The 12,154-nt window shown below is 56.9% G+C and carries 10 protein-coding genes; 5 read left to right on the top strand and 5 right to left on the bottom strand.

All coding sequences use genetic code 11. The features are described 5' to 3' along the window. Positions 1 to 42 precede the first annotated feature (42 nt). From CMG77_RS14335 to CMG77_RS14355, 5 genes are read right to left on the bottom strand one after another with little or no spacing between them, the layout of a single operon-like run. Entirely contained in the window at positions 43 to 1,701 is a 1,659-nt protein-coding gene (locus CMG77_RS14335; RefSeq protein WP_286804969.1) for an RNA-binding domain-containing protein, read from the bottom strand. Positions 1,702 to 1,712: 11 nt separating this feature from the next. Then, complete coding sequence (locus CMG77_RS14340; RefSeq protein WP_286804970.1) at positions 1,713 to 3,671, bottom strand: site-specific DNA-methyltransferase; 1,959 nt, start codon at positions 3,669 to 3,671, stop codon at positions 1,713 to 1,715. Then, the gene (locus CMG77_RS14345) at positions 3,664 to 4,407 is read right to left on the bottom strand and encodes a DUF4391 domain-containing protein (protein ID WP_286804973.1); all 744 of its coding nucleotides are present in this window, start codon (positions 4,405 to 4,407) and stop codon (positions 3,664 to 3,666) included. The genes CMG77_RS14340 and CMG77_RS14345 overlap by 8 nt, the downstream gene beginning before the upstream one ends. Further along, entirely contained in the window at positions 4,407 to 7,676 is a 3,270-nt protein-coding gene (locus CMG77_RS14350) for a helicase-related protein (RefSeq protein ID WP_286876268.1), read from the bottom strand. Before CMG77_RS14350 ends, CMG77_RS14345 begins: the two co-directional genes overlap by 1 nt. Further along, on the bottom strand, positions 7,663 to 7,866 hold the full coding sequence (locus tag CMG77_RS14355) for a helix-turn-helix domain-containing protein (RefSeq protein ID WP_286804677.1): 204 nt from the start codon (positions 7,864 to 7,866) through the stop codon (positions 7,663 to 7,665). Before CMG77_RS14355 ends, CMG77_RS14350 begins: the two co-directional genes overlap by 14 nt. A 326-nt stretch (positions 7,867 to 8,192) precedes the next feature. On the opposite strand from CMG77_RS14355, the gene CMG77_RS14360 reads away from it, so the two are divergent. From CMG77_RS14360 to radC, 5 genes are all read left to right on the top strand, one after another. Then, on the top strand, positions 8,193 to 8,366 hold the full coding sequence (locus tag CMG77_RS14360; protein WP_286804676.1) for a hypothetical protein: 174 nt from the start codon (positions 8,193 to 8,195) through the stop codon (positions 8,364 to 8,366). Positions 8,367 to 8,437: 71 nt separating this feature from the next. After that, complete coding sequence (locus tag CMG77_RS14365; RefSeq protein ID WP_286804675.1) at positions 8,438 to 9,397, top strand: DUF932 domain-containing protein; 960 nt, start codon at positions 8,438 to 8,440, stop codon at positions 9,395 to 9,397. Positions 9,398 to 9,501: 104 nt separating this feature from the next. Beyond that, positions 9,502 to 10,509, top strand: a complete 1,008-nt coding sequence (locus CMG77_RS14370) for a YqaJ viral recombinase family nuclease (RefSeq protein WP_286804674.1) — start codon at positions 9,502 to 9,504, stop codon at positions 10,507 to 10,509. Positions 10,510 to 10,624: 115 nt separating this feature from the next. After that, positions 10,625 to 11,506, top strand: coding sequence for a recombination directionality factor (locus CMG77_RS14375; RefSeq protein ID WP_286804673.1), 882 nt, complete (start codon positions 10,625 to 10,627; stop codon positions 11,504 to 11,506). Positions 11,507 to 11,590: 84 nt separating this feature from the next. Beyond that, positions 11,591 to 12,100 carry a RadC family protein gene (gene radC, locus CMG77_RS14380; protein WP_286804672.1) on the top strand — a complete coding sequence of 170 codons (510 nt, stop codon included), beginning with the start codon at positions 11,591 to 11,593 and terminating at the stop codon, positions 12,098 to 12,100. Positions 12,101 to 12,154 lie beyond the last annotated feature (54 nt).

Below are 12,154 nucleotides of genomic sequence, written 5' to 3' on the forward strand. Positions count from 1 at the left end.
CCAATTGATTTTTAAGAGAAAATGATATTTTAAGGAACATATTCATTCTGCAAGTTTCCATTCTGGCCTGCTTCGTGAACCAGCGTTAAAAATAACCCCTTGGCGTCTTAATTTGGTCAGTAAGTTGCTGATTTTTATTACTTTTTGCTCATTAGACAAGGCGTCGCTCAGCTTATCGAACAGTAATTTATCGATATCGGCGCGGCTGGCCCCGCCAGACTGCCGAAGGTAATCAGTGACCTGCTTGGCGTAAAACTCATCATCCTGGGCTCGGGTACGGATGTAATCCACCATACTCCCGGTGGCCTTGGCGACGCTGGCCGATACATGAAAGCGGGGCTTGCGCCCTTCAATCAGGCCGGCACGCTTCAGCCGGGCCACAGCCTCATCGGGAATCGGCAGCTTTTTCTGTACCCGGTCCAGAGCCAATACATCCGCAAGCGGCAGGTCGGTTTTCTGTATCAATAGCCGGCTATAGGCTGGGTCCACCACACCACCGTAGATGGTCAGGCTGACCGCACTGGGCTCCCCAAGCTCATAGTCCGGCATGGGAAAGTAACGCTTGGCCTGGCGGGCGTACATGTCGTGAATGCCGTAGCCCATGGTATCAATCATGTTCAGCTCAGCCATGGCCTGTGCCAAGAAGGGATTGCGGTAGCGGCGGGGGATGCGGTTGCCCTCCAGATAGTCTCCCGGAGCACCCTCGAAGAAACTGCCCTCATTCTCAAATATCAAGCGGTCGGACTGCTCAATCACCACGACCCGGCCATTACGGGTGTAATCTTGGTGCGCAATGCAGTTGTGCAATGCTTCCAGCACGATTTTCTGGTCATACTTGGAGACTTCAATCGGCATTAGCTCGTCTTGGGGCAACAAACGCAGCTGGATATTGCGAATACGCTGATACAGCTGGGTGGTGGTCAACAGAAACGGAGGTGCGAAGTGCTGATAGGCCCGCTCGGTCCCCTCCAGCTTCCAGGTCATCTGAGCTGGGTGCGGCGACAGGTGCCAGACTGCCTCGGGCTTGCCCAACAACAGCAGCGCCGTGCGCGTAACCTGGCCGTTCAAGGTAATGCGCGCCCGGTCCAGGAAGGTCGCCAGCGGCCAGCTCATAACCTCTTCGGGACTGAAGCGGTTGGCATACTTCCTGACAAAGGCCTTTCGCGCCCTGGCCAGCGCCGATTCGTCCAGATCGGTCAGACTGGCCGCCGGCACCAGTTGCGCGCTCCAGTCCTGCGCTAGGGTCTGCTGGCGAATCTCATCCAGCTTGTCCAGCCCTAGAGAACACAGACTTTCGCCCGCTCGGGCGTAATAGTGCCCTTTCCACGCAATCGGGATACCCCTTGGCGCTGCGGGAATCTCGAACAGCAACACCCGCCCGCCTGCATGCTGCAGCTCATGGATATCGCGGAAGGAAACGCTGGGCTCGGTGCTTTGCGCCACTTGCTGTTTAAGGCCGTGTAAGCGCTCTGGCTCTTGCCGGTAGAGAGTACCCACCACACCACGGGTTTTATTACTAACACCGAAGACCAGCCACGCACGCTCCAGCCCCCGCAGATTGGCTTCATTGCTGAGCGCCGAAAAATACTCACCAATCTTGTTGGTGTCGTAATCATTGCCAGCCTGCTTGAACTCCACCACCTCGTTCTCCCAGGTGCTGATCAAGGTCTCAAGCAGCGCATTCAGAGCTTGCTCGTCCATGCCGCGACTCCTTAGAGACTTCTGACTTCAGTGGTCGGCGAAAGCTGACGGAAGACCTGTTCCACGTTGATTTTTACCGCGTCGGAAACAAAGCCGTTGTCGCGAAAAACAACCCGCAGGGGCTCATGGCCAGCCAGCTCCTTAACCAGATCTTCTGTAACACCCTTATCGAAACAGGCAACCAGCGCGTTCTCGTCTACGAAGAAGACGGTTTTGCCCTGCACTGTTTCGCGGCGAATGGGTAGGGTCAAGTCAACGCCCCAGTCGACCAATACCTGGAATAGCAGGTCCTCTGGTGTGCGGTCCTCCTTCACGTTATCGACTGTATCGAGTAAATCTGATTGCCTCAGTTCGTCCGGGCGGTAATAGACATCCTTCATGTTCGAAGTATCGACCTTAAGCTCCCGGAAACCAACATCGCGATTCCAGGCAGGATGGTATTCGTTTTCAAGGATCTTCTTCCCTGCACGACGAATGCGTTCCTTTGCGAGTTCGGCGATATCACGGTATCCCGCTTTGTACGCGTTGGAAGCTGACCCGACCTCTTCGGGTAGCTGAACCATAATAAACTTGCGCGCACCGCCATCTTCTGCATTTAGGGTCATTACGGATTGCGCTGTCGTCGCTGAGCCTGCGAAGAAGTCTAATACAATAGAGTCCTCTCTAGTCGCTATTTTCAAAAGGCGAGCAATAAGATCTGGCGACTTTGGGAAGTCCATAACTGCAGCCCCGAAAAGATCTTTGACAGCTTTACGACCATAGTCGTTTGTGAACTCCTTGTCAGTCCACAACGACTTCACAAGACTTTTCGCTGTTTTCCCGTCATCACTATTCAAATAGTCCTTTCTATGAATACGCCATTCTTCACCGCGAGGTTCTGCCAACAAAAGGTGCGCTTCCGACTTTACCTTGTCCTTTCCCCAAGTCCAGCAAGTCTGAACGCCATTTGGCGCATCAGGCCAAACTTCGAAAGTAAAATCTTCAGACTTAGTGATTGAGACTGCGCCACTCTCAGGGTTTACATACAACGGGTAGTAAAGATTTGGCCTAGTCGTCGGATTAAACGCCTGATTTCGATTGCGCAAGCCAAGCAGGCGATATGGACCTCGATCGTCTGACCGATTGTATTCTTCAACCATGCGCCCCTCTTTCTCAAGTCCCCGGATAGCGGCGCCGTTCATGCCGTCCTTTGCAAACACTAAAATTGACTCGTGCGTCTTGGCGACAAATCTATCAAGATGTCGGCCTCGCGGATTAACCAAAACGGCTAGCTGAGCGATAAAGTTCTCATCACCAAAAATTTCACAGCCCAAACGGATTAGATTATGGGCTTCGTTATCATCAATACTGATAAACATGACCCCATCACTAGATAGTAGGCGCTTGCACAATAAAAGCCGAGAATACATCATTGTCAGCCAATCGCTATGAAACCTACCATTCGCTGATGTGTTGGCAATGAGTCGGTTTCCTTCGCTATCCTTTTGCTGAGAGCGAATGAGGTATTCTCCTTCAGCCTCCGAAAAATCATCTTCGTAAATGAAGTCGTTCCCAGTGTTATATGGCGGATCGATATAAATCATTTTTATCTTTCCCAGGTATGTCTCCTGGATAAGCTTGAGGGCTTCCAAATTGTCTCCCTCAATGAATAGGTTCTGCGTAGTACTAAAACGGGGGCTGCTTTCCGTGGAAGGTCGAAGCGTTTTTGTCACCGGCGAGTTTCCCAGTGCAAGCGCCTCTCGCTTACCGGGCCAGTCTAGGCGATAGCGTTCCTGAGGGCCCTCAACAATATGGCCGCTCAGCTCTTGCTTCAACTGATCAAAGTCCACCACTAGGCGCAGATTCCCGGTTGTCTCTTCGCGAGCCTCAGTTACGCAACCAGGGAAGAGCTTCCTAATTTTGGCGATGTTCTGTTGGCTAAGGTCGGGACTATGCATTTTCAGTTTGTTGGTTTTCGGTTTTTCAGCCATGTTTCTTCTGTCCTTCATTCGTTGATTCGATCAAGGCATCGAGCTCCGCCTTCAACCCCCGTAACTGGCGGTTAAACTCTACCTTTCGGTTAAATTGCTTTTCCCGCTGAACGCGGGCTTCCAGCCGCTGGCATTCGCGCTGCATTCCGACGACCCGGCTGTGGCGCTCCACCAAGGCCGCCATGGACTCGCCCGAGCGGGTCGACACCGGAATCAGTAGCCGCAATACCTGCTCGTACAGCCGAGGTAAATCCAACGCAATTGGCAGCGGCGCCCGTGGCATGTCCGCTGGCAGCCAGTCAGTGGCGAAGTAGTCGTCGATCACCCATTTGTTGGCGTCGGACTCACTGGGCCGCTTGTAGGTGGCCGCCACCCGAATGGCATCACGGGGCGCGCCGTCCTCGCGGCTGGCGGTCACCTCGAAGATCAGCGGAAAGCCGATGGCACGGTCAATGCAACGCAGCACCTCAACCGGCAGCGCATCCGCCACTCCGGCCGGCTTCAGCGCTACTCTGAATATCTGGATCTCGGGCACTGCCCTGCTACCCTGCAGGTTCAGTGTCTCCGGCGCCAGCTTGTACTGCCAGGTGATTCTAGCGACCTGGGCTGTGAGTTGATCGCGCACCCTGCGGCCTGGCGTGCCTGCACCCACAATGCGGTTCTTAGGCACGACCCGACTCAGCCGCGCACGCTCAGGGTAGTCTAACAGCGCTGGGTGGCTGGCCTCTCCGCTCATCATGTCTCCTGAACGACGATGAAGGATAGCAGCTCGAAGTCATCCAACCCAGCGATGGGGTTGGTGAGTGCACTGGTGCGCGAACCTGTGAAGAGGCTGTCCAAATCCTTCTCGTCTTGCACCTGAATGATGCTGCGGATAGCCTGGTCGAGCAGGTCGGAGTAAAAGTACATATTGCGACCGTCGTCTGTGGCCCGGTTAAAGGGCTGACATGCCGCTTGGATAGGCTCAGTGCGCCCCCGGCAAGCGGAGCGGGCCAGGTCCAGCAAAGGCTTGACTTCGGTATGGTTGGCAATGATCTCGCCGTCGTTGGCGATGTAGACCAGGTAAAACGGGTGCAGCCGGTTCTGTTGCTGAATGTTAACCGCGTGGTTACGGTTGCGCAGGGTAAAGATCGCCCCCGGCACCAGGTCACTATCCCAGTTTGTCGGCACGACAGCGTGCAGGCCGCTGGGCAGGTTAGCCAGCTCGCCATGAGTTTTGATGTAGTTGAGCAGGTCCATGCGGAAGTCGTTCAGCCCCAAGTCCGTGATGGAGACGCCTGTTTTAACGTCTTCCATATCGATCACTTCTTCTTGGAGGCGGCGAAGCTGCTCTTTGCGGTAGGCGATTTCGCTGGATTCGGTGTTGAGCAGGTTGTCGTCGCCAGTGGCGGTGGCATCGACGATCACCATGCGGTTCTCGACACGCTCTTTGAGGTTAATGTATTCGTCCAGGCTGATGTCCGGCCAATAGTTGACGAGCTGGATACTGGCATTCGGCGAGCCGATTCGGTCGATGCGGCCGAAGCGCTGGATGATGCGCACCGGGTTCCAGTGGATGTCGTAGTTGATCAGATAGTCGCAGTCCTGAAGGTTCTGGCCTTCGGAAATGCAGTCGGTGGCGATCAGGAGGTCGATCTCGTTCGGCTCATCCGACAGGACATGGTGTTTTTCCTTCGCCTGCGGAGCGAACAAGGTCAGTAGAGACTGGAAATCATAGCCCCGGCCAAGCGTGGATTTGGGTGCTTCGGAGCCAGTGACGATAGCGCTGTGCAGTCCGTGGTCTTCAAGAATCCCCGGCACCAGCTGGTTGTAGAGGTAGTGCGCAGTATCGGAAAAGGCCGTGAAAATGACGATCTTCCGGTTTTCGGGATTGATGGGCGCATTGATCTTGTTGTTGAGTTGCGCTTTGATGTGCTGCAGTTTGGCGTCGTCTTCCGGAGTTACTTTTTCCATCTCGGCCAATAGCGCTGCGAGAACGCCAAGATCAGCCTCAAGGTCCCGCTCCCAGGACGGCAAGTCCATGTCGGCCAAGTTGATGCGCACCTTTCCACCGATACTGTCGTCATCAGCGGGCAGCCATTCCTCATCTTCGGGCTCTGCATCCTCAAAACCGGCGGTGACATCCGCGAAGCCGGCATCGCGGCCAGTTTCCTTATAGGTGGCGATCTTTTCCAGCGTGCGAGTGTGATTATCCTGCAGTTTTTTCAAAGTCTTACGGAATGCTTCTACCGAGCTCTCCAGGCGCTTGAGCAGGTTAGTGGTCATCAGAGCCTGAAGACTGCGCTCCCGGTCCGCCTGCTTGAGCCGGCCGCCACCGCTGGACACCTCGGTGTCGTAAAGTGCCTCGTACTTTGCTAACCGGCTGGGCAAGATGTAATTCACAGGGGCATAGACCGCGAGCTTGACCATGGTCAGTTGCGCGTAGATTTCATTGAAGCCGATGACATCGGTACGCTGCGTCAGTGGCGGATGGAAGGCCAGGGGCTTGCGGCGCTCAGGGAAACTGCCAATCTCTGTCGTATCGTAGAAGTGCTCGATGTGTTTTCTGGATCGGGCGATGGTGACACTGTCCAGCAATTCGAAGAAGTCAAAGTCCAACGCCTCCAGAATCGCCCCTGCGGTGCGCTCTTCCGGCGGCATCCTAGACCAAGCGTTGAATGCAGTCTGTGCGCGGCGGAATATTTCCTCAATGTCTGTTTCTGTCCGCAGCTTTGCGGTGAGCGCATCGGATTCACCCTCATAGGCAAGAGCTAGCTGGTTTCGCAGGTCGGTAAAACGGTTGTTGACCGGCGTTGCGGAAAGCATTAAGACCTTGGTCTTGACCCCTTCGCGGATCACCTTGTTCATCAGACGCTGGTAGCGGGTTTCTCGGTCTTTGAAAACATCGTTGTTGCGGAAATTGTGCGATTCGTCGATCACCACTAGGTCATAGTTGCCCCAATTAACCCGGTCCAGTCGGGTGCCGAAGGATTCCCCGCTAGTACGCTGAAGATCGGTGTGGCAGAGGACCTCGTAGTTGAATCGGTCCTTAGCCAGGGGGTTAGTGGTGAGATTGCGGTTATAATTTAACCAGTTGTCAGCGAGTTTCTTGGGGCAGAGGACCAGTACGGAGCGATTGCGCAGCTCGTAATACTTGATGACCGCAAGGGCTGTGAACGTCTTCCCAAGGCCTACGCTGTCAGCCAGGATGCAGCCGTTGTAAGTTTCCAGCTTGTTGATGATGCCGGTGGCCCCGTCACGTTGGAAACTGTACAGCTTGTTCCAGATAAGGCTATCCTGATAGCCGGTCCGGTCGTTGGGCAGGACATCTTCGCTGATGTCTCCCAGAAACTCATTGAAAATGTTGTAGAGCATCAGGAAGTAAATGCGCTCGGGAGAATTTTCTTGGTACACCGATGCGATGTGCTCACACAGCCTATCGGTCACATCTTCAATTTTTTCGGGATCACTCCAAATCTGGTCGAACAAGCGCAGAAAGTTGGCCGTGTACGCCGGGTCATCAAACCGATTGACGAAGTTGGAGACGGCGTCGCCTTGCTGATAACCCAGGTCGACGGCGGTAAAGCCGTGCAGGGGCTGATAGACCGCCTCTTCATTTTCTGCCTCAACGCAAGCGAACTGTTGCATGGGTGCTTTGCTACGATTGGATCGGAAAACAGCCTTACGCTGCATCCAGTCAGCGCATTCCCTAGCAATGGCTCGCTGGGTCAGCTGGTTCTTCAGCTGAATTTCAAACTCACTGCCGTAAAAGCTCCGCTCCCGCTCGGCCTTTGGGATATGAAATTCCCGGCGGACCTTGCGACCGCTGTCAGTGACTTCGTCGGGGACGAATGTCGGAGAGGTGAAAATGAACTCCAAGGATTCAATGGATTCGAGCTGCTCCTTCAGTTCCGCAAAGGCGTAGATGGAGAAACAGGACGCCGCAATCTTCAGCTTCGCACCTGGCTCGATACTGCTTCGAAGGTCGTCCCCGAGAAGGTCGTTGATATTATCAATCAGCTTCATGGGAACTCCGTGGCATTGCCGAGTGCGTTTGCTGATCAATCCAGCGCTCGATATCCTGGCGCCGAAAACGCCAACTATTGGCCACTTTGAACGCCGGGATTTCTCCCTTAGCGGCGAGTCGATAGACAGTACGCTCGTGGACTTTGAGGAATTCCGCCACCTCTTTAAGAGTGATTACGTCGCCTGCCACCTGCCGAGTCCCGTGTCAAAATAGTACAATAGGGGACAATATAGGCCACGAGCATTAAATGTCAAATTAACCGCCAGTTTGATGTGAGCCCGCGTTTTCAGCACGGCCAAGCCAAAATTTTTCAAACCTATATCACCCCCATGACCCCGGCCCCAGCACGCCGGTAAACCCTGGTTGATATAGGAGATACGGCTATGCACACCGCATGCCCTCGTTGTAATTCCCACCGCATTATTCCCAGCCGCTATGGCCGCAAGGTCGGTGGCACCGTTGGCACTACTGCTGGCGCTATCAGTGGAGCCATTAGTGCTACCAGTGGCGCCCGATTGGGCTACACCGTCGGCGCGATCGCGGGCCCGGCGGGTGCCGCCTCTGGCGCGGTGCTTGGCGCCATTGTGGGCGGGCTCTCGGGCTGCGTCGTCGGCGTGAAGCTCGGCGACAAGCTTGATGAGGAGGTATTCCAGGCCTACCGCTGTCTGGGCTGCGAGCACCGGTTTTAACCCACCCCCACTGATCAAACTTTGCTCAGACCTTCGTGGGTCTGGGCTCTTTATTCCGTAGGAGAACCACTATGGCACACCTCGTTGAAAACATGGCCTATGTCGGCCAGACCCCGTGGCACGGCCTCGGCCGTCAATTGGATTCCGGCCTTCCCGTTGATGACTGGGTCATTCAGGCCGGCATGGACTGGGAGATCCAGGAATCCCCGGTGCGCTTTATTGCCGGGCAGCGTGAGTACCTGGGCGAGATCAAGCCCTTCGACGATCACAAGGTCCTGTATCGCTCGGACACCCACGACCCACTGTCGGTGGTGGGCAACCGCTACAAGGTGGTCCAGCCTCGGGAGATTCTGGAGTTTTACCGGGACCTAACCGAACGCTCCGGCTTCGAGCTGGAGACGGCGGGAGTGCTCAAAGGCGGGCGCAAGCTCTGGGCCCTGGCCCGCACCGGGCAGTCCACCACGCTCAAGGGCAAGGACACCACCAAGGGCTATGTGCTGCTGGCCACCGCCTGTGACGGGACCATGGCCACCACCGCTCAGTTCACCAGTGTGCGGGTGGTGTGTAACAACACCCTGGCTGTGGCACTGGGCAGCGGCGCGGGTGCGGTGAAGGTGCCCCACCGTTCGGTGTTTGATGCCGAGGCGGTCAAGCAGTCGCTGGGAATTACCGTCTCCGCGTGGGATGAGTTTATGTACCGGATGAAGCACTTGAGCAACCGCTCCGTTAAGGACAGTGAGGTGCGCCACTTCCTGCTGCGGGTGATGGGCGATCCAGATACAGCCTCCATCAGCAAGGGCACCGAGCGCAATATGGCTCGCGTGCAAGCGCTGTATGACGGCCAGGGCCTGGGGGCGGATCTCGCCTCTTCCAAGGGCACCGCCTACGGCCTGCTCACTGCCGTCACCCAGTTCGTGGACCACGAGCGCCGGGCACGCAGCCAGGACAATCGGCTGGACTCCGCCTGGTTCGGTCAGGGCGCAGCGCTCAAAGGCCGGGCTCTGAACCAGGCCCTGCTGATGGTCGCCTGAGCCCACGGCTCCACTCTTCCTTCTTTACTTACCGTCAAACCTCATAGAAGCCCCAGCCACCGACACGCGTGGCTGGGGCTTTTGTGCGTTTGGGAGACTCGACAATGAAAGCACCCCGTATTACCTCACCCAAGCAACGGCCTGCCCTGCGGCTGGTCTCCACCAAAGATCTGAGCCGGAACGACTGGCTCAAGGTTCGCCAGACCGGCCTCGGCGCCAGCGACGCGGCCGCCGCCGTGGGCCTGAACCCTTACCAATCCCAGCTTGAGCTGTGGATGATCAAAACCGGCCGGGAGGATCAGCTCCCCTCGGTCGATCCCGATGATAATGGCTCCCCCATGTACTGGGGCCATATTCTCGAACCGATTGTGGCCACCCACTACACCAAGCGCACGGGCAACAAGGTGCGCCGGGTGAACGCCGTCTTGCAGCACCCCGATAAAGACAAAGCCTGGATGCTGGCCAACCTGGACTACTCAGTGGTGGGCGCATCCGATGTTCAGATACTCGAATGCAAGACCGCCGGGGAGTTTGGGGCTCGGCTATGGCGCGACGGCGTACCGGAATACGTGCAGTGCCAGGTACAGCACCAGCTGGCAGTCACCGGCAAAGCCGCCGCCGATGTCTGTGTGCTGCTCTGCGGCCAGGAGATTCAGGTGCACCGCATTGAGCGGGACGATGCGCTGATTGCTCGATTGATCGAACTGGAGCGCAAGTTCTGGGACTACGTGGAAACCGACACCCCACCCCCAGCGGATGGCTCGGAGTCGGCCGGGGCCGCCTTGCGGTATCTGTACCCCCAGGACGACGGCGAGACGGTGGACTTCACCGATGACCCGCATCTGTGCAACGTGTTCGATCAGCTGGTGACGGCCCGCCATAAGCTCAAAACCTTGACCCAGCAGGAGGAGCTGCTCAAGCAGACTCTCCAGCAGGCCATGAGCGAGGCAACCCGAGCCACCTTTGCGCGGGGCTCGATCTCCTGGAAGCGGAGCAAGGACAGCAAAGCCTTGAATACCGATGCCCTGATGCGGGACCTGCCGGAGCTGATGAACGAGTACCACACCACTCGCCCCGGCAGCCGGCGCTTTCTGGTTCGCTCGACTGACTGAGCGGGTGTGTCCGCGCTCAGCTCTACGACTCCCTTCTATCCACTCCTTCTTTATCCATTCCCTTGGGTGAGCCGTTCTGCGGCTCGCCCTTTTTTAACGCTATGAGGATACCGCCATGATTAAAGGCCTTGCGATTACCCCGCCGGTCATCGGCCGAATCAGTATTGGGCGCGTGACCGAAAAGAACGGCATGCGTCTGCCGGAGAAAGACGATCAATTTACCTTAACCACCCAGGTGCAGAGCCCAGAGGGATGGTTGCTCCATCCACTGGATGCTGAACTGCGGGACCAGACTGAGACCGGCAAGCTGCGCACGATTCCGGTCACCCTGCCCTTTAGCGACCCCGACCTGAACTTCCGGGCCGAGTACACGTTGTTTGACCGAAGCACCGGTCGACCGGTCTGTGCCGGGGACGGCGAGCAATGTCGGCGTCGCCACGAGGAAGTCATGGAGCAGTTGCCCTGCCCGGCTCCCGCGCATTGCCAGTTCGCCGCTGGTGGCAAGTGCAAGCCCTACGGGCGGCTGAATGTGATGGTGGGTGACTACGACCCTCTGGGCACCTTCATCTTCCGCACCACCGGGTTCAACAGCATCCGTACTTTGATGGCTCGGCTGAGGTACTTCCAAGCCGTCTCCGGCGGACTGCTGGCCTGCCTGCCACTGGAGCTTCGCCTGCGCGGTAAAAGCACCACCCAAAGCCATAGGACACCGATCTTCTATGTCGATCTCGGTATCCGCGAAGGTCTGACCCTGGAAGCGGCTATCACCCAAGCGCGCGAAACCGCTCAACAGCGACATGAGTCTGGCTACGACCAGGACGCCTTGGATCAAGCGGCACGGTCGGCCCTGGCTAACTCCGCCTTCGAGGACGACGAGGACGAAACCCCAGTTATTCTGGAGGAGTTCTACCCCGACGCCACTACGAAGCCACCGGCTAACACCGCGCACCCCCTCTCCCTGGCCGACAAGCTCGAACAGCGTACAAAAGCGCAATAACCCTTTTCTCTCCCCTGACCGGCCCACTCATACACCGGCGGCGTTCATTCGCTGCCGGGGGCCGCCCTATGCGAGGACATTCTGATGAAAGACACAAATACCCCGGATACTCTGCCTTTCTACCCACCCGCCAACAAAGGCGACGACCACCATGGCCTGTCTGAAGCACTGGTACTAGACTGGGCTGAGGTGATCCTGCAGGAGCGCTTCCTGCGCAGCAACTACTTGGTCAGCCCCGACTTGGCCCGCCGCTACCTGCGGGTGGCGTTTGGCAAAGAAGACCGGGAAGTCTTCGGCATGGTTCTGCTGGACAACCGCCACGGCGTGCTGGATATCGCCAAGCTGTTCTACGGAACCATTGACGGCGCTTCCGTCCATCCCCGCGAAGTGGTGAAGACAGCGCTGAGCCACAACGCCGCTGCGGTACTACTGGTTCACAACCACCCCAGCGGCAACCCCGAACCCAGCACCGCCGACCGGCGGCTGACAGAGCGGCTGAAGGAAGCCCTTCAGTTGGTGGACGTTCGGGTCATTGACCACATGGTGGTTGGGAGTGATGAGGTGGTGAGTTTTGCGGAGCGGGGGTTGATATGACACCACTGGTACGCTCGGTCAATGCCGAGCGTACCAGTGGTGTTCAACTCCTTT

The organism is Marinimicrobium sp. (assembly GCF_002695945.1).
Taxonomy (GTDB): domain Bacteria; phylum Pseudomonadota; class Gammaproteobacteria; order Pseudomonadales; family Cellvibrionaceae; genus Marinimicrobium; species Marinimicrobium koreense.

Excerpts from the sequence above, each read along its gene's own strand:
- CMG77_RS14335 (WP_286804969.1), bottom strand. The coding sequence starts at position 1,701 with ATGGACGAGCAAGCTCTGAATGCGCTGCTTGAGACCTTGATCAGCACC.
- CMG77_RS14340 (WP_286804970.1), bottom strand. The coding sequence starts at position 3,671 with ATGGCTGAAAAACCGAAAACCAACAAACTGAAAATGCATAGTCCCGAC.
- CMG77_RS14345 (WP_286804973.1), bottom strand. The coding sequence starts at position 4,407 with ATGAGCGGAGAGGCCAGCCACCCAGCGCTGTTAGACTACCCTGAGCGT.
- CMG77_RS14350 (WP_286876268.1), bottom strand. The coding sequence starts at position 7,676 with ATGAAGCTGATTGATAATATCAACGACCTTCTCGGGGACGACCTTCGA.
- CMG77_RS14365 (WP_286804675.1), top strand. The coding sequence starts at position 8,438 with ATGGCACACCTCGTTGAAAACATGGCCTATGTCGGCCAGACCCCGTGG.
- CMG77_RS14370 (WP_286804674.1), top strand. The coding sequence starts at position 9,502 with ATGAAAGCACCCCGTATTACCTCACCCAAGCAACGGCCTGCCCTGCGG.
- CMG77_RS14375 (WP_286804673.1), top strand. The coding sequence starts at position 10,625 with ATGATTAAAGGCCTTGCGATTACCCCGCCGGTCATCGGCCGAATCAGT.
- radC (WP_286804672.1), top strand. The coding sequence starts at position 11,591 with ATGAAAGACACAAATACCCCGGATACTCTGCCTTTCTACCCACCCGCC.